The sequence below is a fragment of the Alloyangia pacifica genome (assembly GCF_900116195.1).
GTDB lineage: Bacteria > Pseudomonadota > Alphaproteobacteria > Rhodobacterales > Rhodobacteraceae > Salipiger > Salipiger pacificus.
Genome location: NZ_FOZW01000001.1, coordinates 318,798 through 337,765, shown reverse-complemented (window position 1 = coordinate 337,765; position 18,968 = coordinate 318,798). Strand labels below are relative to the sequence as shown.

Here is an 18,968-nt window from a genome sequence, read left to right as displayed (position 1 = left end):
CATCCCGAAACCATTTTGCGATGCGCCGCGGTTGCCGCTCTGCGCATCAGTGCCGGGTCAGTCCTAGCGTCTGCCTCGCAAAAGCAAAAGGCCGCTCCGGGGAGCGGCCTTCGCAAAATCGTATCGAGACGCGGATCAGCGCTTCGAGAACTGGAAGCTACGGCGTGCCTTGCGCTTACCGAACTTCTTACGCTCGACGACGCGGCTGTCGCGGGTCAGGAAGCCTGCGGCTTTCAGAGCACTGCGCAGCGACGGATCGTAGAGCTGCAGGGCTTTCGAGATGCCGTGCTTGACCGCACCGGCCTGACCCGAGAGACCGCCGCCTTTCACGGTGGCGTACACGTCGAACTGGTCTTCGACGCCGGCGATGGTGAAGGGCTGGCGCAGGATCATCTGCAGCACGGGACGTGCGAAGTACTTCGCCTGTTCCTTGCCGTTCACCACGACCTTGCCGGAGCCCGGCTTGATCCAGACGCGGGCAACCGCGTCCTTCCGCTTGCCGGTCGCGTAGGAACGGCCAAGCTCGTCACGGACGGGCTCGCGCGGGGTTTCAACGACTGCGGGTGCGGTCTCGATGCCGGCTGCGGTGCCGAGCTCTTCCAGGGAGTTGATCTGTTCGGCCATGATTACACCCGGGTGTTTTTCTTGTTCATCGACTTGACGTCCAGCACTTCAGGCGACTGTGCCTCGTGCGGGTGCGCCGCGCCTGCGTAGATGCGCAGGTTGGTCAGTTGCTTGCGCGACAGGCGGTTGCCCGGGAGCATGCGCTTGACGGCCTGGAACACGACGCGCTCGGGGTGTGCACCCTCGAGGATCTGGGCCTTCGTGCGGGACTTGATGCCGCCCGGGTGACCGGTGTGCCAGTAGAAGTTTTCTTCACGCTTCTTGCCGGTCATCTGCACCTTGTCGGCGTTGATGACGATGACATTGTCGCCCATGTCCATGTGCGGGGTGAAGGTGGCCATGTGCTTGCCGCGCAGACGCATGGCGATGATCGAGGCGAGACGGCCGAGAACGACGCCATCCGCGTCGATCACGATCCATTTCTTCTCGATGTCTGCAGGAGTCGCAGAGAAGGTTTTCATCGTGGGTGCCCTTGAGCTGTTCATAGAGGACCCGCCTGGGGGGTCCGAATTCCGATGGGCGGGTTATAAGCACGCCGGCAGCACAGTCAAGCGCCCTTGTTTGCGATTTATGTAGCGTTTTCAACGCGCTGCAAAAACGGTATCTAAATACCTCAAAGAATCCAGCGCCGGACGCCTGCAAACCCTCGGTCAGACGAGGATCTGCTCCGGCGGATCGTCCAGCAGTCGCCGCAGCCTCAGAATCGCCTGCTCGAATTCGGGCAGCGGCACATGCCCGTTCATCCCGATGCGCACCGCATGCGGGGCAAAGGCATCGCGCAGGGCGAACTCCTCGGCCGCCCGCACCTGCACCCCCTGCGCCTCGGCCGCCATGCAGAAGGCCGCCGCCCGCCAACCCGGCGGCAGCCGCAGCCAGACGAAGGGCGCCTCCTCGCTCCAGCGCAGCTCGTGCCCGCCGAGGAAATTCACCGTGCTGCGCACGTAGAGCGCGTTGCGTTCGCGCACGGCCCGGACGATCTGCTTCGTCTCCTGCCGCGCCAGAAGGTCGGCCACCAGGTCCGCCAGCGGCAACGCCAATCCGAAGAAACCGTATTCCGCCGCGCGCCGCAGATCGCCCCGCCGCGCCCGCGGGGCAATGGCAAAGCCCACCCGCAGCCCCGGTGTCAGGGTCTTGGAGATCGACGAGACGAACCAGCCCTGCTCGGGCAGCATCGCGCGATAGGTCTCGCAGCGCGCCTGCCCGAGGAAGGTGCTGTCGTCCTCGAGGATGTGCAGCCCGCAGTTGCGCGCCACCTCGGCGATCTCGCGGCGCCGCTCTGGCGGGGTGACGATGGTGGTTGGATTGTGCAGCGCCGGCGAGGTGCAGAGCAGCTGCGCTTCGTGCTTGCGGGCAAGCTCGCGCAGCGCGTCGGGGCGGATGCCCTGCTCATCCATCGGCACGGGCACCGGCTCGGCGCGCAGCAGCTCGGCGGCGCGGCGGAAGCCCGGGTAGCAGAGCTCCTCCACCAGCACCACCGGCCGCCGCCCCCGCAGCACCGCCTGCATCACCAGAGAGATGCCGTTCTGCGCGCCGTGGCTGAGCACCAAATCCTCGTGGTGCACCTGTCCCAATGGCACGTCCGACAACCACTCCAGCGCCACCTGCCGGGCCGGGGCGAAAGCGCGGCTGGTGGGATAATCCATCAACCCCGGAGCCGGGCGGGCAGAAATCCGCGCCAGCGCCTCGCGCACCAGCGCAACCTGCCCGAGATCCGGAATGCGACCGGTGAACAGGCTGACCATGCGATCGCCGGACTCCGTGACCTCGCGCGGGCCGCTCTCGATGAGCAGCGGCGCGGCTTTCTCCACCTCGCCGCGCACGAAGGTGCCGCGGCCGACCTCAGCCACCAGCACGCCCTCGTCTGTCAGGATTGTATAAGCCCGCGCCACGGTGCCCGGCGTCATGCCAAGCCGCCATCCGAGCTCGCGCACCGGTGGCAATCGCGTGCCCGCCGAAAGCTGCCCATGCGTAATGCCATCACGCAAAGCGCTTGCGAGGGCACGATATTTCGGTCCGGATGCCTGATTTTCGAACAGGTCGAAAATTGTATCGGTGACAATGTTTTGCTCGACGGTCATTGGGGCACAATGTATCAATCTCAACATGAGATCAAGATAATTGTACCGATACAAACCTGGAGACACACCGATGGCACATGCCGCCCACGCCCCGTACCTCGCCTATCTCGACGCGCAGAAACCGCTGCCGCCGTTTGCCGCGCTGGCGCTCCGCGTGGCGGTGGTGACCGCGCAATGGTCCGAGCGTCGCCGCACCCGCCGTGCGCTGACCGACCTCGACGACCACCTGCTGCGTGACGTCGGGCTCGAACGGCACGTCGCCCTGCGGGAGGCGCGCCGCAAGTTCTGGCAGGGCTGATCCCCGGACCTGACAGGACCTCTTCCACTGGGCGCGAGGCATTCCCTCGCGCCTTTTTTCATGCGCGCCTGCGCCAGCGCCGCGCCGGTGGAAGGGCCGGACAGGCGTATTTGGAAAGAGAAGAAACAAGGGAGTCGCGCAGAGCTCATGGCTTGTTGCGCTCCTCCATCGTTGCGACGCACCACGCGCTTTCGAGGGAGCCCGCCCCTCGCCCGGCCGGGCTCGACGCCGCTTGCCCGCCGGCATTCAGGTGTGGCTCAGATTCCGGCGCGCCGCCCCCGCCGGATCGGGTGGAGCCCGCCAGAGGCAAACGCTGGCGGGCCGATCTTCTGGGTCCGGCCCGGCCCCACCGGAGCCCACCGAGGCCCACCGGGTCTCATCGCGGCCGCCAGGACCACGGGACGCGATCCTTCAGGAAACATCCTTCCAGGTGACCGGGGTCACGTAGACGATACGATCGTCCACCCCGACCATGACGTCGCCGTCCTGGATATTCACCTGCAGCTTCATCGAGCGGCTGGCCAACCCCGCCAGATCGCTGGACGCCTGCTCCGGGATATTGAAGACCTGAAGATTGTCGAAACGAGCGGCGCTGCCCCTGATCTTGTCCCACCAGACTTCGGCGGGCGTCCCGCCATAGGCATAGACCACCACCTTGCCCGCCTTGCCACAGGACTGACGCACCACCTTGTCGCTCGGCAAGCCCAGGGCCACCCAAAGCTCCAGCTCGCCGCTGAGGCTCTTCTGCCAGATGTCCGGCTCGTCATCCGTCGAGAGCCCCTTGGTCAGCTCCAGCTGCTCGCCGGCGTTCAGCGCAAAAGCCAGCAGCCGCACCATCAACCTCTCGTCCGTCTCCGAGGGATGCTTGGCGACGGTCAGCTTATGCGTCTCGTAGTAGTGCCGATCCATGTCGGACACCGATAGCTCGACTTTGTAGATGGTGGATTTTTGCGCCATGACAGGTCCCTCACTCGCGAAGCTAGCGATGCCTAGTGGGTCTGCGAGCTTTGTGAAAGCAGATTGCGGCTCGCCCTTGGCAATAAATCGGCGAAGGCGTCGAGTGGCCGGGCCCCACGCGCCCCAGCCGCCCGGCCTATATGTTCAGGCTGAAGTCGTGACCGACTGTCGCGGGCAATGCCGGGTCGTCGTCGATCTCCAGCAGATACTTGTTCACAAAGAGGTCCGCCGGGAGCAGCGAGCGGATTCGCAGCAATATCCGCGCCGCCTCGGGCGTGATCGCGTAAGCGGCCGCACCGGGCAGGCAGATGTACTTGGCGCTGCCGTAGCTGCGCTTGGCATCAACAAGTGCCTGCATCTTCGTGTGATAGCGAAACCCGGGATCGTCCCATGAGGTCCGTTGCAGGTTCAGCACGTAGCGAAAGCGCGGCGGGCCGATCGGCGCAAGCAGCGTCGCGTCGTGCTCGAAGATGACGATTGGCTCATCCAGCTGGTCACAGGTCTCCCACAGCGCGCGATGCGCCAGAAAGACAGCGATCTGGCTTTCCCGCAACGACCTCACGGCCTGATTCTACACGCAATCGAACCCGAAATAGAATCCACCGGCCGCGGCCATTTGCGCCGCCGTGGATTTTTCGACACCCTGCACACGCATTGCGGGTTGCCCGACCGCACGACGGGAGACTTCGCAGCGCTCGGCCAATTCCACGGACTTCGGATTTTCTCTATTGTGAATGATGCAGTCCTGCAAGGGCATAGCTCATCTGTCCGTGGTGGATTTCTCAAAACAAAACAGGGAATGAACTACCCCGGCGCGCAGCTAGATATCAAAGAAATGGCCTGGTCCATGCAACGCCAGACCCCATACGCCTATAACGTCGAGTAAGCTATGCTTTCGGATATTTCTCATTGAGGAGAAACCTTCGGAATTTCGGCGTCCATTTATTAGATATTTTCGTGGCGGCGGTGACAAATCGCCTCCGAACCCAGCCGAAAGCGCAAGACGGATCGACGCGGCGTTCAACGACGCCCAAGGCAAATGTTCGCCGGACCAGACCATTCAACGCGCTGCGCAGCCTGCCAGACCGCAGCCCGGACCCGACGCGGTTTCCGCCACGCCTCAGGGTCAAAATATTGTGGCAATACATAGAGCTTAGAGAGCATACCTCAAAGCTGAGGGCATTGGGCCCAGGCACCTCGACCAAGCGAAGGCGGGACGCGCCCTCTCAGGAGTTCACCAACTCCCTGAGCGCCGCGATTTCGGCCTCCCTGAGAGAAACCGCATCCATACCCGATTGCAGCTTCCTGACCCTCTCGGCTTGCGAAGCAGGAACGTAGCGCACTGCACCATCCGCCAGCATCCCGGTCGCGCTCAATAAACCTGCGTCGGGCACAAGGTGTATTTCGAGGCGCGCTTCGAGAATTCGAATGTACACCAACAAATCAGACGCGCTGCTTTCTTCGGAAATTATCGGAATATCAGATTGCAAATCAAACACCATTACTGCGCCACCTCTGACATATACTCACGCCGCAGGAATGCGCTCTAACGCTGAAGTTAACAAGCGAGGATGAATGCCATCCGCTGCGTAAGCTATGAATTGGAATCTAAATATGTGATCGTATTGCAACGTGCTTGTTGATCGATTGGCGGCATCGAACTTGCGCCCAAAGCGTAGAAATGTGTCGCCCTTTCTTAAAATTCATCATCGAAGCCACGAGACACCGGAGCGGGGCCCGTCGCCCCCCTTTTTTCGGAGCGGGCACGAGGTGATCTTGGGGACGATCCAGGAGCCTGCTCAGCCAAGCGCTCCAAACACACCGCCCGCGGGTCAACCGCCATGGCGCGCTGGCATTTAGGTTCTCGAAGAGCCGGATGTCGTCGCCCCTTGGGTGCGATTGCGGGCCGACCTGCGGCAACGCGGCCATGCGGGCACAGGATGGAAACACTTCAGCCGCACGCTCCGGCAGGCGGGCGCATAACACGAGTTCGCAGCGCAGGCGTCGCTCCCGATCAGAGCGCGCTGCGGCGGGTAAGCCGAGCCTTCAGGGGACACCTGCCGTCGATGAGGCGCAACCTCTGCCACTTGGTTGCGAAGGGGGGCGAGGCTGACCTCGTGAATGAGGACCACGGCGCGCGGCAGAGAAAACTGAGCGCCGGGTCCTTGATGTTCCGGCGCCGATCAGCGCCAGCGGCGCGGTGCGAGAAACCGCGGGAAGCGTATCGGCGATCCGCTGACCCCTCGTGACGTGCCCGCCCCCAGAAAACACGGACCGCAAGCGCCACCGCCGGCTGCTTGCACGGCAGCCGCATGCGTCGCGCTGGGGCCACTGCAGGGCCCAAAGCGCACCACCTCGCAGGAACAGCCGCCTCCGGATGCCGCCAAACGACGCGCAGCGCCCCGCTCGGACCGCCTTTCAGCGGCCCGCCAGGCCCTCACGCAGCAGTCCGAGCACCGCCTCGCGCGGCACGTCGGCGGTGACGAAAGCGCGACCGATGCCATGGGCGAGGATGAAGCGGATGGCGCCGTCGAGCACCTTCTTGTCCTGACCCATCAGATCGTAAAGCGCCTCGGCCGAGGGCAGCTCGCCGGGAATGTCCGCAATGTCGCGCTTCATCCCCATCTCGGCGAGATGTGCGCGGAGCCGCGACGGGTCCTCCTGCGGGCAAAGCCCGAGCCGGGCCGACAGCTCGAAGGCCAGAGCGCAACCGATTGCCACGCCCTCGCCGTGCAGCAGCCGATCCGAATAGCCCGTCGCCGCCTCCAGCGCGTGGCAGAAGGTGTGGCCGAGGTTGAGCAAGGCGCGATCGCCCTGCTCGGTCTCGTCGCGCACCACGATCTCGGCCTTCATCTCGACCGAGCGGGTGACCGCATGGGCCAGCGCCGCCGGGCGGCGGGCCAGCAGGTCCTCGGCACCGACCTCGAGCCAGGTGAAGAACTTCGCGTCGCCGAGCAGCCCGTATTTCACCACCTCGCCGTAGCCCGCGAGGAAGTCACGCGGCTGCAGCGTCTGCAAAACGTCAATGTCGGCCAGCACCAGCGAGGGCTGGTGGAAGGCACCGATGAGGTTCTTGCCCGCGGGCGAGTTGATCCCGGTCTTGCCGCCGACCGAGCTGTCGACCTGCGCCAAGAGCGATGTCGGGATCTGCACGAAGCGCACGCCGCGACGCAAGATGGCAGCGGCAAAGCCGACAAGATCGCCGATCACCCCGCCGCCGAGCGCGATCACCACGTCGCGCCGCTCGACCCGTTGCGCCAGCAGCCATTCGGTCACCCGCTCCAGTTCGCGCCAGCACTTGGTCGCCTCGCCGGGGGTGAGCGTCAGCGCCTCGCAGGAGATGCCTACCGCCGCCAGCCCGTCCTTCAGCGCCGGCAGATGCGCGGCCGCGACAGTCTCGTCGCTGACCACCACCACCCGCTTGCGCCCGCCGAGGAGCGGCGCGATCTCCGCCCCTGCGCGGGCCAACAGCCCGCCGCCGATGCGCACGTCATAGGCCCGCGCACCAAGGTCCACATGCACCGTTTCTGCCTGCACCGCTTCGCTCATCTGGCGCATTCCTCCAATACGTCGGGTCGTGTCATCAATGTCTCGATCACCTTGCGGGCCATACCTTCCACCGACAGCCCCTGCTCGGATTTCACCGCAAGGTCCGCCTGCGCGTAGATCGGCACGCGACGCTCGTAGATCTCGGTGAGCGTGGCCAGCGGATCGGAGGTCTGCAGCAGCGGCCGCGAGTCCCTGTGGCGCACCCGGCTCCAGAGCACCCTGAGATCGGCATCGAGCCAGACGGCGACGCCCTTCTCGGTGATCATCCTGCGGTTTTCCTCGGCCATATAGGCGCCACCGCCGGTCGACAGGACCGCCGGGCGGGAATCGAGCAGACGCTCGATCACCTGGGTTTCCTTGCGCCGGAAGAACGCCTCGCCGTCACGGGCGAAGATCTCGGCGATGGTCATGTTCGCCGCCGTTTCGATCTCGGTATCCGAATCGCGGAACGGCACGTCCAGGGCAGAGGCGAGCGCCCGGCCGACGGCCGATTTTCCTGCTCCCATCATGCCCACTAGCACAACTGTCTTTTTCAACTTCGGGTTCAATCCCCTTGTTTCTCGGCCATGCATCGCCAATTCTGCCTCCTGAGGCCGTGAATGACCTGTCACCGCCAAAAAGGCTAGGTATAAGTGACAAAAAACATGAGGCAGGACGACTGAGCATATGGGACGACTGTTCAAACCCCTTCTAATCCTTCTCCTTCTGGCAGCGATCGCGCTGGTGGCCTACGCCTACGTGGGTCCCTATTTCGGCGCCGACTTCTCGCCGCCCCAGACGGAGATCCGGCAGCCCGTGGAGCTTGATGCGAACTAGGCTTCTCCTTTGCGCCCTTGCCCTGGGCACACCGACGGTGCTCGCTGCCGAGGCCCCGCTTGCTGCCATAGACTGGCTCAAGCGCGGTCCCGGCGTGAACGCCGCCCTGCCCCTGCCCGACCCCCGGCCCTCGGGCGCCACGCAGACGCCCCATCCCGACGCGCCGCGCAGCCAGCGCCCCCTGCATGACGAACCGCCGGTGGCAACATCCGGCGAGACACCGAACGTGCAGAGCGCTCCGCTGGATGCGCCGAACGCCGAGGCGGCGGGCCTGCTGTCGAGCGCGCTGACCGGCCTGCCGCGCACCCTCTGGTCCGGCTCCGACGCTGCGCAGCTCGCGGCGCTGATCGCCCGTGTCGACCCCGCGGTTCCGGCGCTTTCGGCGCAGTTTCTGACCCTGCTGCTGGCCGAGGCCGACGCCCCCGAGGGCAGCGCGTCGCTGCTGGTGGCACGGATCGACCGGTTGATGGAGGAAGGCGCTGTGGACGCCGCGCTGGCGCTGGTCGAACAGGCCGGCGGCGACAGCGGGCCGGAGATCTTCTCGCGCTGGCTCGACCTGTCTCTGATCGCCGGAGACGACGAGGCCGCCTGCCGCGCCCTATCCCAGAAACCCCACCTTTCCCAAGACCTTGCGACCCGCATCTACTGCGACGCGCGAACCGAAAACTGGGAGCATGCGGTCACCGTCTACGGCTCGGCCCAGGCGCTCGGGCAGATCGGCCCGCGCGATGCCGAGCTGCTCGCCCGCTTCCTCGACCCCGAGCTGATCGACGCCTCCGAGCCGCTCAACCCGCCGGCCCGGCCGACACCACTCGAGTTCCACCTCTTCGAGGCCATTGGCGAGGCGCTGCCCACGCAGCCGCTGCCGCGCATGTTCGCTGCCGCCGATCTTTCCGGCAACAGCGGCTGGCGGGCGCAGATCCTCGCTGCCGAACGGCTGGCCCGGCGCGGCACCCTGTCCGAGAACCGCCTGCTCGGCATCTATACCGACCGTGAGCCCGCCGCCTCGGGGGGCGTCTGGGATCGCGTCGAGGCGGTGCAGGCGCTGGAGGCCGCGCTGAACGCGGGCCGCAGCGACCTGATCGGCCCCGCGCTGCTCGCCGCCTGGCCGCAAATGCGCAGCGCCGGGCTGCTGGTTCCCTTCTCCGAACTTTACGCGCCGCGCCTGCAGGGGCTCGACCTCGACCGCCGCGCCGCGGCGCTGGCGCAGCGCGCGGCGCTGCTCTCGCCCGACTACGAGGCCGCCGCCCGCCGCCTGCCCGCGCGCACCGGGCTGATCCGCGCGGTCAACGCCGTGGCCCAGGGCGAGCTGCCCGCCGAGACCCCGCTCACCCCCGCCGCGCAGGCGGTGACCGATGCTTGGCGCCCCGACGCCGCGGTGCCCGCCGAGCTGGAGGCGCTGCTGCGCGAGGGCAAGCTTGGCGAGGCCATCCTGCGCGCCATCGCCCTGTTCAAATCCGGCGCGCAGGGCAACCACGACGATCTCACCGGCGCGCTGGCAACGCTGCGCCGGGTCGGGCTGGAGGACACGGCGCGCCGCGCCGCGATCCAGCAGATGATCCTGTCGGACGAAGGCGCGCCGCTGTGAGCGCGGCGAACTGGGTCTCCGCCTTTCTCGAGGCGCAGGCCGCCGAGCGCGGCGCGGCGGACAATACCCAGGCGGCCTATGGCCGTGACCTCTCGGCCTTCAGCGCCTGGCTCGCCGCGCGCAAACTCGATCTCGCAAACGCGCAGCGCGGCGACGTCGAGGATTACCTCATCTCCTGCGAGGCCGAAGGGCTCGCAGTCTCGACCCGCGCCCGACGGCTCTCGTCGATCAAGCAGCTCTACCGCTTCGCCTTCGAGGAGGGGCTGCGCGCCGACAATCCGGCGGTTCAGATCTCCGGACCCGGGCGGCCCAAACGCCTGCCCAAGACGCTTTCGACCGAAGAGGTGGACCGGCTGCTCGACGCCTCCGAGCGCCATGGCCGCAGCAAGGACGACAAGCTGCGCAACGTCTGCCTGATGCAGCTGCTCTACGCCACGGGCATGCGCGTGAGCGAGCTGGTCACCCTGCCGCTCTCGTCGGCGCGCGGCGATCCGCGCATGCTGCTGATCCGCGGCAAGGGCGGCAAGGAACGCATGGTGCCGCTCTCGGCCCCGGCGCGCGCGGCGCTGGCGGAGTGGCTGGCCCGGCGCGACGCACAGGAGGCGCTGAAACGCGCCGAGGGCAAGCCTGCCTCGAGCTTCCTCTTCCCCTCGCGGGGCAAGGCCGGACACCTGACGCGCCACGCTTTCTACATCATGATCAAGGACATCGCCGTTGCGGCAGGGGTTTCGCCGGGCAAGGTCACGCCGCACACGCTGCGCCATGCCTTCGCCACGCACCTTCTGGCCAATGGCGCGGACCTGCGGGCGATCCAGACCTTCCTCGGCCACGCGGACGTCGCGACCACTGAGATCTACACCCACGTCCTCGAAGAGCGCCTGCGCGAACTGGTGCTCGACCACCACCCGATGGCCCGCGATTGACGGACCCCGGGACCGGCGGACACGCGGCACATCGCCGAGCGGGCATCCCCTTCGTCTAGATGGAAATATCCCGGGGGTGCGGGGGCCGCGCCCCCGCTTCATCCTGCATGCGGCGGCAGAGCCCCCACTCGCGGATCACCCTCAGGCGTGCACCTCGGTATAGGTGCCCTCGCCCGCAAGGATGCCGCGGAAACCGCCCGGCTCGTTCAGCGAGAAGACGATCAGCGGCATCTTGTTGTCGCGCGCCAGCGCGATGGCCGAGGCGTCCATGACCTTGAGGTTGTCGCGCAGCACATCGTCATAGGAGATGCGGTCGTAGCGCTTGGCATCCGGGTTGGTCTTGGGGTCGCAGTCGTAGATGCCGTCCACGTTCTTGCCCATGAAGATCGCCTCGCAGGCCATCTCGTTGGCGCGCAGCGACGAGGCGGTGTCGGTGGTGAAATAGGGGTTGCCGGTGCCCGCGGCGAAGATGCAGACCCGCTTTTTCTCGAGGTGGCGGACGGCGCGGCGGCGGATGTAGGGCTCGGCCACCTCGTCCATGCGGATCGCCGAGATCACCCGGGTGAAGACGCCCAGCTCTTCCAGAGCCGATTGCATCGCCAGCGCGTTCATCACCGTCGCCAGCATGCCCATGTAGTCGGCGGTGGTGCGCTCCATGCCCTGCGCCGAGCCGGCGAGGCCGCGGAAGATGTTGCCGCCGCCGATCACCATGCAGATCTCGACACCCATGTCGTGCACCGATTTGACTTCGCGGGCGATGCGCTCGACGGTCGGCGGATGCAGGCCGTAGCCTTGGTCGCCCATGAGCGCCTCACCCGAGATTTTCAGCATCACACGCTTGAAGGTGGTTTGGGGCTGCTCGGTCATGTTGCGCTCCGTCTGTGCACGATCCAAATTGCGGCTATATGTGACCGAAAATACCGTCGCCTGCAATGCTGAGCGCCCCCGCAAGAAAGGATCACCGGTGCCCGATCTGGTGAAACAATATGCGCCCGATCCGGCCCTTCCGGTGCTGATTGCCGGTCCTACTGCCAGCGGCAAGTCCGCGCTGGCACTGGAAATCGCCGAATCTGCCGGGGGCGTGGTGATCAACGCCGATGCCATTCAGGTCTTCGACGACTGGCGCGTGCTGACCGCGCGGCCCTCGCGCGAAGAGGAGGCGCGGGTGCCGCACCTGCTCTATGGTCATGTGCCGGGCAGCCGCGCCTATTCCGTGGGCGACTGGCTGCGGGATTTGGGCCCTCTCTTGGCGGGAGAGCGGCCAATTATCGTCGGCGGCACGGGACTTTACTTCTCGGCGCTGACCGGGGGGCTGGCGGCGATTCCCGAAACCCCGGCAGAGGTGCGCGCCCGCGCCATGGCGCGGCTGGACGCGGGCGAGCTCTCGGCCATGGTCGCCGAGCTCGACCCCGAGAGCCGCGCGCGCATCGACTGCCACAACCCGATGCGGGTGCAGCGCGCCTGGGAGGTGCTGACAGCCACCGGCCGCGGCATCGCCGCCTGGCAGGCCGAGACCCCGCCGCCGCTGCTGCCGCTGGCGCGCGCGCAGCCGATCCTCTTTGACGTGCCGAAGGACTGGCTCAACGATCGCATCGCGCGACGCTTCCGCCTGATGGTCGAGGGCGGCGCGCTCGACGAGGCGCGCGCCAACCTCGAGGACTGGCACCCCGCCCTGCCCTCGGCCAAGGCGATCGGCGCCGCCGAGCTGATCGGACACCTGCGCGGCGATCTGAGCCTCGATGATGCGGTCGAGCGCGGCGCGATCCTCACCCGGCAATTCGCCAAGCGCCAGCGCACCTGGTTCCGTGCCCGGATGAAGAACTGGCCGCGCTACTGCCCCGAGGAGGCACTGGCGTGAGCGCCCCGGCGGATCAGGTGCGGCGGTCGGATCAGCCGGGCGACGGCATCCGTCTGCTCTCGCCCGGCCAGCAGCCGGGCTGGACCTACGGGCTGCTGCACGACCGGCCGGAGACGACGCTGCTCTGGCTCACCCGCGGTCAGGGCAAGATCACCCTCGGCGGGCTGCGGCGCGGACTGGGCACGCATAGCGCGGTCTTCATTCCAGCCCGCACGCTCTTTGCGCTCGACCTCGGGCCGCAGAGCCTCGCGCTGATCCTGCATGCCCCGGCGGGCGGCGACATCCCCTTCCCGGAAAGCCCCCTGCACCTGCGGGTGCGCGACGCGCTGGCGCAGGCCGAGCTGACCTCGCTGCTCGAGGCCATGCAGCGCGAGCTGAGCCGGGGCCGGCCGCATCTGGGTGACGCGCTCGACGCCTATGTCCGCCTCGCCGCCGTCTGGCTGCGCCGCCAGCAGCAGGAAGGCACCGCCGACCGCCCCGGCGAAAGTGCCGCGCAGCGGCTGTCAGAGGCCTATGCGGCCTCGGTGGTGGCGCGCTACCGTAGTCCCGCGGGGCCCGGCGAGATGGCCGCAGAGCTCGGGGTGACCGGCACCCATCTCACCCGCGCCTGCCGTGCCGCCTGCGGGCGCTCGGCGCAGCGCATCCTGTCCGAGCGCAAGCTGCACGAGGCGCACCGGCTGCTGCTGGCCCGCGATCTGCCGGTGGCCACCATCGCCGAGGGGCTCGGCTTTGCCAGTCCCGCCTATTTCACCCGGTTCATCCGCAAGCAGACGGGACGGACGCCGAGCGAATTGCGCACCACCGCCGGGCAGGTCTCGGGATCCGCGGCCCGCCCGCTTCAGACCGCGCGGCCGCCACTGCGCCGTTTCTGACCGACCTGCCACAAATTTCCCCCTCACAATCTACGCGCTACCTGATTGACGCGCGGCGCTAATTGGGGCGCAATGGTCTGGCACACGACTGCTGACTGTCCGAAGGGGAAACGCAGATGAGCCGAGGTCGCCACGCGCAGTGGATCCATCCTGCCGTGCGCCGGGAACTTTGCGATTTCCGCAATGGCCGCGTCTCGCGCCGCGAGTTCCTCACCCGCGCCACCGCGCTTGGCACCTCCGCGGTTCTGGCCCGCGGCATGATCGGCATGGCGCAGGCCGAGGAATCGCCCTCCGAGGCGCCCCCGGGTCACACCCTGCGCATCCAGATGGAGGTGCGCCCGCTGAAGGACCCGCGCACTTACGACTGGTCCGAGATCGCCAATGTCTCGCGCGGGTGGCTGGAATACCTTGTCGAGTACGACCGCGATGGCAGCCTGCGCGGCATGCTGCTGGAAAGCTGGGAGGCCAGCGATGACGCCAGCGAGTACCTGCTGCACGTGCGCCCCGGCGTGACCTGGACCAACGGCGATGCCTTCACCTCCGCCGACGTGGCGCGGCTGATGAAGTACTGGTGCGACCGCAGCGTCGAGGGCAACTCCATGGCCGGGCGGCTGGCGGCGCTCGGCGATCCCGAGACCGAGCGGCTGGCCGAAGGGGCTGTCGAGATCCTCGACGATCTCACCTTGCGGCTCACCCTCGCCTACCCGGACGTGGCGCTCATGGTGGGCCTGTCGGACTACCCCGCCGCCTGCGTCCACGCCAGCCACGACCCGGACAGCATGCTGACCGATCCGATCGGCACCGGCCCTTATATGCCCGAGGAGGTGGTGCCCACCCAGCGCGCCGTTCTGGTGCGCAACCACGCGCACCAATGGTGGGGCACCGAAGCCGATGGCTGGGGCGGCGCGACGCTCGAACGCATCGAGTTCCTCGACTACGGCACCGACCCCGCCTCCTGGCTCGCCGCAGCCGAGGCCGGCGAGATCGACATGCTCTACGAGAACGTTGGGACATTCATCGAAGCCGCGGACCTCTTGGGCTGGGAGCGCTCCGAGGTGGTGACCGGGGCAACCGTGGTGCTGCGCGGCAACCAGCGGGCGCTGCTCGATGGCCGCGCGGTCTATGCCGACAAGCGCATGCGCAAGGCGCTGCAGCTGGCCATCTCCAACGAGATCGCGCTGGAGCTGGGCCACGCCGGGCTCGGCACGGTTGCAGAGAACCACCACGTCGCCCCGATCCATCCCGATTACGCCGAGGTCGGGCCGACAGAATACGATCCGGCGAAGGCGCTGCCGCTGGCGGAAGAGGCCGGGCTCGCCGATGTCACCCATGAGCTCGTGACGCTCGACGACGGCTTCACCCGCCGCACCGGCGACGCCTGCGCCGCCATGCTGCGCGACGCGGGTTTTTCCGTGGAGCGCAAGGTGCTGCCCGGTTCGGCCTTCTGGCAGGAGTGGAAGGACTACCCGCTGTCGATCACTGAGTGGAACCACCGGCCGCTCGGCATCCAGGTGCTGGCGCTCGCCTATCGCACCGGCGAGGCCTGGAACGAGACCGGCTATGCCGACCCCGAGTTCGACGCGCTCGTGGCCGAGGCGCTGACCATCGCCGACGCGGTGGAACGGCAGGGCATCATGGCGCGGATCGAGCGCAAGCTACAGGAGGACGCGGTGATCGTGCAGCCCTTCTGGCGCTCGCTCTACCGCCACGTCCGCCCGGGCGTGCTAGGCGCAGAGATGCACCCCTCCTTCGAGATCCACCCCTACAAGCTGGCGCTCGAGACGTAGCGCCCCCCTGCTCGCCGGTCGCGCCGACACCGCTCGGCCGACGCCCGCCGTGCCCGCGGGCAGCCGATAACAGGCCGCGCCGTCTCCGGCACAGTGCCCGCAATGCAAGGGCCGCGGCAACGGCCCGCCCCGGAGGAGACCCCCATATGCTCACGCTCTACCACGCGCCCCGTTCACGCTCGACGCGCATCCTGCAGCTGGCCCGCGAGATGGGCATCGAGGACGACCTCGACCTGCGCATCACGCAAATCCCGCGCCGAGACGGTTCGGGCGGGCGCGATCCGCAGAACCCACATCCCGAGGGCAAGGTGCCGCTGCTGGTGCATGACGGCGCGCAGGTCCGCGAGAGCAACGCGGTGATGCTCTACCTGACCGACCTCTACCCCGAGAGCCCACCCGAGAGCCCCATGGGCCGCCCCGTCGGCCACCCGTCGCGCGGCGCCTACCTGTCGTGGCTGGCGTGGTACGGCAACGTCTTCGAGCCGGTCTACGTGCTGCATGTTGCGGGGTTCTCGCATCCGGTCACCGAGGCGACCTTCCGCGACGTGCCCGAGGCCGTGGCGCGGCTGTCGGAGGCGCTGGCCGAGAAGGACTGGCTGGTCGACGACCGGATCAGCGCGGCGGACCTGCTGGTGGCTTCGACCTACGGCTGGTTCAGCGAGATGATCCCCGACGATCCGCGAATCCGCGACTGGGTGGACCGCTGCCTGTCGCGCCCCGCGGTGACCTCGGTCATCGAGGAGGAGATGACGCGCTGAGGCGTTACTGCTCCAGCAGGTCCTCGTAACGCGCGTCGGTCAGCGTCCTGAGGAAGGCCACAAGTGCATCCACCCGCTTGTCGTCCAGAGCCGGCCCCTCGGTCAGCTCGGGGGCAAGGTTCTCGGGCACCTCGGGCGGGCCGAAGGGCGCGCCGGTCTCGGGGTTGATCTTCCGCGCATCGTTGCGCGTGTTGTAGCTGTTGTAGAAGAGGATCACCGTGCGCAGGTCCTCGAACGCACCGTTGTGCATGTAGGGCGCGGTCACCGCCACGTTGCGCAGGGTCGGGGTACGGAAGGTCCCCCGCAGGGTCTCGTCTTCCGGGCTGCCGTCGTCGGTGAGATGCGCATTCTGCAGCAGCCCGCCGTCGATGAACCCTTCGACCGAGCCGTTCGAGGCGCGCAGATCGGTATTCGCGGGCACGCCGAGATTGTGGAAGCGGTAGTCCGAGAAGGTCTCGGCGGGGTCCACGGCGCTGCGCTGCAGCTGGTGGCACTGGTTGCAGTTGGTGAACTGCTGCGAGAAGAACAGCAGCCGCCCCAGTTCCTCCTGATTGGTCAGTTCCGCCTCGCCGCGCAGGAAGCGGTCATACTTGGAATCGAAGGAGGCGAACTCCGGCCTCCGCTCGAAATCCGCGATGGCGCGGGTCATGGCGGCGTACCCCGCCTCGGGATCGTCCAGCGTGCCGGGGCCGAAGAGCGCATCGAAGGCGGCGACATACTCGGGGTTCTCGCGCAGGCGCGCGACCACCTCGGACTTGTCCCCCATGCCCATCTCTACCGGGTTGAGCGGCGGGCCGCCCGCCTGCTCCTCCAGCGTCAGCGCCCGCCCGTCGTGAAAAAGCCCGCCGCGCCACCGGCCCTCCTCGTCGCGCGCCAGCTCGGGCACATGCGCGGCATAGGTCACCGTGGGGGCATTGCGGTCGCCGAGCGAGGCACCGTCATCGCCGATCGAGGCGGCACCGCGCGGGTCGGCGAAGGCGTAGGCCGGATCGTGGCAGGTCGCGCAGCTCTGCGAGCGGGTCTTCGAAAGGTTGGCATCGAAGAACAGCGCCTCGCCGAGCGCATCCATGCTGTCGAGGCTCTCCGGGGCAGCCGTCAGCCGGGCCACGCCGAACCCGCCCGCACAGAGCGCGAGGACGGCGGCGGACGCGAGGATGGCGGCATGACGCATGGGGCTCTCCTGTGACCTCTCTGGCAGGGACCGGCGGTGCGGACCCAACCAGAATGACCGCGCGAATGTCGTGCGGCCTTGATCGGGATCAAATCCCTAGTCTTTAGGTCGGGCATATCGAGCAAAGCGCCTCCTGCGTCAAGGGAGGCCCGCGCCGCGCTGCGGCGGCGGTGATCGGGGCTCACTGGCCCCAGATCACCTTAACGTAGTTCATCGTCTCGCGGTACGGCGGCACGCCCCCGTGCTTTTCCACCGCGCCCGGACCGGCGTTGTAGGCCGCCAGCGCCAATCTCCAGGAGCCGAACTTGCGATACTGCTGGATCAGGTAGCGCGCGCCGCCCTCGAGGTTCTGCGCAGGATCATGGGGATCGACGCCAAGCTTGCGCGCGGTGAAGGGCATGAGCTGCGCGAGGCCGATCGCGCCCTTGTGTGACAGTGCCTTGGGATTGAAGCCCGATTCCTGCTGAACAAGACGCAGGAAAAGGTCCTCGGGTACGCCGTTGCGCCGCGCCGCCTGGCGGGCAAGATCGGCATAAGGGCCGCGATAGCTGCCACGATAGCTCGGCACTGCGCCTTCGTTGCCGCCCATCGGGCCCCATTTCGTCGGGGTCACCACACGGCTCGGCTGCAGGCGCACGGAATTATTGTACTGCTGCGAGGCGCGCCCATCGAGCACGCTCGTCTGCTTGGAAAAAAGCCGCACGCGGCTCTTTGATGAAAGCACTTCCGCCGAGACCATCGTTCCCGACACAACCAGAGCGCACAAACCTCCGGCCAGCGCGCGCGTTGCGAAATTGCGCATCACGTCCCTGTTCCGTTTCACTGTTCCCTCAGCGCCCGACTATACAGATAAAATGACCCTACGCCAGCTTGTGCCGTCACCGGGAACCGGCGGATTTCCGCGTGACATTGTTCGCTTGGGCACGCCGGATGGGTGGTGTAGACCTGTGCAAACACTCCGTTTGCGGGGATTCGCAGTCATGCGAAAACCCCGGGTGCGGACACAGGCAAACAACCTGCCTGAGCAACAGGCAAACGACCAGAATAAGGGGATGACATGGCCGGCTCCGTGAACAAGGTGATCCTGGTAGGCAATCTCGGTGCGGACCCCGAGGTGCGCACCTTCCAGAACGGCGGCAAGGTCTGCAACCTGCGCATCGCCACTTCCGAGAACTGGAAGGACCGCAACACCGGCGAGCGCCGCGAGCGCACCGAGTGGCACTCGGTCGCAATCTTCTCGGAGCCGCTGGCGCGGATCGCCGAGCAGTACCTGCGCAAAGGCTCGAAGGTCTACATCGAGGGCAAGTTGGAAACCCGCAAGTGGCAGGACCAATCCGGTCAGGACCGCTACAGCACCGAGGTCGTGCTGCGCCCCTACGGCGGCGAGCTGACCCTGCTCGACAGCCGCCAGGGCGGCGGCGGCGGTGATTTCGGCGGCGGTTCGGGCGGCGGCTACGGCGGCGGCAACGATGACGGCTACGGCGGTGGCTCGGGCGGCGGCTATGGCGGCGGTTCGGGCGGCGGCTATGGTGGCGGCTCGGGTGGTGGCTCGCGCGGCCCGTCGCGCGACATCGACGACGAAATCCCGTTCTGACGGCAGGCAAAGCCCTCAGCACAGCGTGTCGACGCCCGGCCGGAAGGCCGGGCTTTTTTTGTGTCTCGGGTGAAGACCTCATCGAGACATCTCGA

Annotated in this window: 21 protein-coding genes; 10 read left to right on the top strand and 11 right to left on the bottom strand. The window is 67.2% G+C overall.

All coding sequences use genetic code 11. The features are described from left to right. Positions 1-135: 135 nt before the first annotated feature. From rpsI to BM397_RS01645, 3 genes are all read right to left on the bottom strand, one after another. A complete protein-coding gene (gene rpsI, locus BM397_RS01655) occupies positions 136-624 on the bottom strand; it encodes a 30S ribosomal protein S9 (protein WP_092420724.1) in 489 nt (162 codons plus the stop codon). 2 nt (positions 625-626) lie between these two features. After that, positions 627-1,085, bottom strand: a complete 459-nt coding sequence (gene rplM, locus BM397_RS01650) for a 50S ribosomal protein L13 (RefSeq protein ID WP_092420721.1) — start codon at positions 1,083-1,085, stop codon at positions 627-629. Between the two features lie 189 nt (positions 1,086-1,274). After that, positions 1,275-2,702, bottom strand: a complete 1,428-nt coding sequence (locus BM397_RS01645; protein WP_092420718.1) for an aminotransferase-like domain-containing protein — start codon at positions 2,700-2,702, stop codon at positions 1,275-1,277. Between the two features lie 70 nt (positions 2,703-2,772). Here BM397_RS01645 and BM397_RS01640 point away from each other — a divergent pair, with 70 nt between their 5' ends. Then, a complete protein-coding gene (locus BM397_RS01640) occupies positions 2,773-3,000 on the top strand; it encodes a DUF1127 domain-containing protein (RefSeq protein WP_092420715.1) in 228 nt (75 codons plus the stop codon). Between the two features lie 411 nt (positions 3,001-3,411). On the opposite strand, the gene BM397_RS01635 is transcribed toward BM397_RS01640, so the two are convergent. Next, complete coding sequence (locus tag BM397_RS01635) at positions 3,412-3,957, bottom strand: YaeQ family protein (protein WP_092420712.1); 546 nt, start codon at positions 3,955-3,957, stop codon at positions 3,412-3,414. Between the two features lie 136 nt (positions 3,958-4,093). Further along, complete coding sequence (locus BM397_RS01630) at positions 4,094-4,510, bottom strand: glycosyltransferase family 25 protein (RefSeq protein ID WP_176806506.1); 417 nt, start codon at positions 4,508-4,510, stop codon at positions 4,094-4,096. Here BM397_RS01630 and BM397_RS29195 point away from each other — a divergent pair. Next, on the top strand, positions 4,475-4,843 hold the full coding sequence (locus tag BM397_RS29195; RefSeq protein WP_176806502.1) for a hypothetical protein: 369 nt from the start codon (positions 4,475-4,477) through the stop codon (positions 4,841-4,843). The genes BM397_RS01630 and BM397_RS29195 overlap by 36 nt on opposite strands. A gap of 340 nt (positions 4,844-5,183) precedes the next feature. On the opposite strand, the gene BM397_RS01620 is transcribed toward BM397_RS29195, so the two are convergent. From BM397_RS01620 to BM397_RS01610, 3 genes are all read right to left on the bottom strand, one after another. Next, positions 5,184-5,459, bottom strand: a complete 276-nt coding sequence (locus BM397_RS01620) for a hypothetical protein (protein WP_092420702.1) — start codon at positions 5,457-5,459, stop codon at positions 5,184-5,186. Between the two features lie 916 nt (positions 5,460-6,375). Beyond that, complete coding sequence (gene aroB / locus BM397_RS01615; protein WP_092420699.1) at positions 6,376-7,506, bottom strand: 3-dehydroquinate synthase; 1,131 nt, start codon at positions 7,504-7,506, stop codon at positions 6,376-6,378. After that, on the bottom strand, positions 7,503-8,078 hold the full coding sequence (locus BM397_RS01610; protein ID WP_092420696.1) for a shikimate kinase: 576 nt from the start codon (positions 8,076-8,078) through the stop codon (positions 7,503-7,505). The genes aroB and BM397_RS01610 overlap by 4 nt, the downstream gene beginning before the upstream one ends. Positions 8,079-8,172: 94 nt before the next feature. Between BM397_RS01610 and BM397_RS29190 the strand changes: the two genes are divergently transcribed. The 3 genes from BM397_RS29190 to BM397_RS01600 are packed head-to-tail and all read left to right on the top strand — an operon-like array spanning position 8,173 to position 10,833. Then, positions 8,173-8,322: a hypothetical protein gene (locus BM397_RS29190; RefSeq protein WP_176476714.1), complete on the top strand. Its 150-nt coding sequence runs from the start codon at positions 8,173-8,175 to the stop codon at positions 8,320-8,322. Positions 8,323-8,359: 37 nt separating this feature from the next. After that, positions 8,360-9,910 (top strand): hypothetical protein, encoded by a 1,551-nt coding sequence (locus tag BM397_RS01605; protein ID WP_092420693.1) that lies wholly within the window; start codon positions 8,360-8,362, stop codon positions 9,908-9,910. Beyond that, positions 9,907-10,833 carry a site-specific tyrosine recombinase XerD gene (locus tag BM397_RS01600; RefSeq protein WP_092420690.1) on the top strand — a complete coding sequence of 309 codons (927 nt, stop codon included), beginning with the start codon at positions 9,907-9,909 and terminating at the stop codon, positions 10,831-10,833. Before BM397_RS01605 ends, BM397_RS01600 begins: the two co-directional genes overlap by 4 nt. A 141-nt stretch (positions 10,834-10,974) precedes the next feature. Here BM397_RS01600 and pyrH read toward each other — a convergent pair whose 3' ends face one another. After that, entirely contained in the window at positions 10,975-11,700 is a 726-nt protein-coding gene (gene pyrH / locus BM397_RS01595; RefSeq protein ID WP_092420687.1) for a UMP kinase, read from the bottom strand. Between the two features lie 40 nt (positions 11,701-11,740). Between pyrH and miaA the strand changes: the two genes are divergently transcribed. From miaA to BM397_RS01575, 4 genes are all read left to right on the top strand, one after another. After that, positions 11,741-12,691 carry a tRNA (adenosine(37)-N6)-dimethylallyltransferase MiaA gene (miaA, locus tag BM397_RS01590; protein ID WP_425425918.1) on the top strand — a complete coding sequence of 317 codons (951 nt, stop codon included), beginning with the start codon at positions 11,741-11,743 and terminating at the stop codon, positions 12,689-12,691. After that, a complete protein-coding gene (locus tag BM397_RS01585; RefSeq protein WP_245695979.1) occupies positions 12,688-13,563 on the top strand; it encodes a helix-turn-helix transcriptional regulator in 876 nt (291 codons plus the stop codon). Before miaA ends, BM397_RS01585 begins: the two co-directional genes overlap by 4 nt. Positions 13,564-13,679: 116 nt before the next feature. Next, positions 13,680-15,350 (top strand): ABC transporter substrate-binding protein, encoded by a 1,671-nt coding sequence (locus BM397_RS01580; protein ID WP_092420681.1) that lies wholly within the window; start codon positions 13,680-13,682, stop codon positions 15,348-15,350. A gap of 146 nt (positions 15,351-15,496) precedes the next feature. Continuing rightward, on the top strand, positions 15,497-16,108 hold the full coding sequence (locus BM397_RS01575; protein WP_092420678.1) for a glutathione S-transferase family protein: 612 nt from the start codon (positions 15,497-15,499) through the stop codon (positions 16,106-16,108). 4 nt (positions 16,109-16,112) lie between these two features. Here the strand turns inward: BM397_RS01575 and BM397_RS01570 are convergent, their stop codons facing one another. Together BM397_RS01570 and BM397_RS01565 are read right to left on the bottom strand one after the other, a co-directional pair. Beyond that, positions 16,113-17,279, bottom strand: coding sequence for a cytochrome-c peroxidase (locus BM397_RS01570; protein ID WP_092420675.1), 1,167 nt, complete (start codon positions 17,277-17,279; stop codon positions 16,113-16,115). A gap of 181 nt (positions 17,280-17,460) precedes the next feature. After that, positions 17,461-18,081, bottom strand: a complete 621-nt coding sequence (locus BM397_RS01565; RefSeq protein WP_092420673.1) for a lytic transglycosylase domain-containing protein — start codon at positions 18,079-18,081, stop codon at positions 17,461-17,463. 255 nt (positions 18,082-18,336) lie between these two features. On the opposite strand from BM397_RS01565, the gene ssb reads away from it, so the two are divergent. Beyond that, positions 18,337-18,873, top strand: a complete 537-nt coding sequence (gene ssb, locus BM397_RS01560) for a single-stranded DNA-binding protein (protein ID WP_092420671.1) — start codon at positions 18,337-18,339, stop codon at positions 18,871-18,873. Positions 18,874-18,968: the final 95 nt, after the last annotated feature.

Bases quoted from the DNA above. Each gene is read 5' to 3' on its own strand.
- rpsI (WP_092420724.1), bottom strand. From the start codon at position 624: ATGGCCGAACAGATCAACTCCCTGGAAGAGCTCGGCACCGCAGCCGGC.
- ssb (WP_092420671.1), top strand. From the start codon at position 18,337: ATGGCCGGCTCCGTGAACAAGGTGATCCTGGTAGGCAATCTCGGTGCG.
- BM397_RS01565 (WP_092420673.1), bottom strand. From the start codon at position 18,081: ATGCGCAATTTCGCAACGCGCGCGCTGGCCGGAGGTTTGTGCGCTCTG.
- BM397_RS29195 (WP_176806502.1), top strand. From the start codon at position 4,475: ATGCGCCAGAAAGACAGCGATCTGGCTTTCCCGCAACGACCTCACGGC.
- rplM (WP_092420721.1), bottom strand. From the start codon at position 1,085: ATGAAAACCTTCTCTGCGACTCCTGCAGACATCGAGAAGAAATGGATC.
- BM397_RS01575 (WP_092420678.1), top strand. From the start codon at position 15,497: ATGCTCACGCTCTACCACGCGCCCCGTTCACGCTCGACGCGCATCCTG.
- BM397_RS01635 (WP_092420712.1), bottom strand. From the start codon at position 3,957: ATGGCGCAAAAATCCACCATCTACAAAGTCGAGCTATCGGTGTCCGAC.
- BM397_RS01570 (WP_092420675.1), bottom strand. From the start codon at position 17,279: ATGCGTCATGCCGCCATCCTCGCGTCCGCCGCCGTCCTCGCGCTCTGT.
- BM397_RS01645 (WP_092420718.1), bottom strand. From the start codon at position 2,702: ATGACCGTCGAGCAAAACATTGTCACCGATACAATTTTCGACCTGTTC.
- BM397_RS01640 (WP_092420715.1), top strand. From the start codon at position 2,773: ATGGCACATGCCGCCCACGCCCCGTACCTCGCCTATCTCGACGCGCAG.
- BM397_RS01620 (WP_092420702.1), bottom strand. From the start codon at position 5,459: ATGGTGTTTGATTTGCAATCTGATATTCCGATAATTTCCGAAGAAAGC.
- aroB (WP_092420699.1), bottom strand. From the start codon at position 7,506: ATGAGCGAAGCGGTGCAGGCAGAAACGGTGCATGTGGACCTTGGTGCG.
- BM397_RS29190 (WP_176476714.1), top strand. From the start codon at position 8,173: ATGGGACGACTGTTCAAACCCCTTCTAATCCTTCTCCTTCTGGCAGCG.
- BM397_RS01610 (WP_092420696.1), bottom strand. From the start codon at position 8,078: ATGCATGGCCGAGAAACAAGGGGATTGAACCCGAAGTTGAAAAAGACA.
- pyrH (WP_092420687.1), bottom strand. From the start codon at position 11,700: ATGACCGAGCAGCCCCAAACCACCTTCAAGCGTGTGATGCTGAAAATC.
- BM397_RS01580 (WP_092420681.1), top strand. From the start codon at position 13,680: ATGAGCCGAGGTCGCCACGCGCAGTGGATCCATCCTGCCGTGCGCCGG.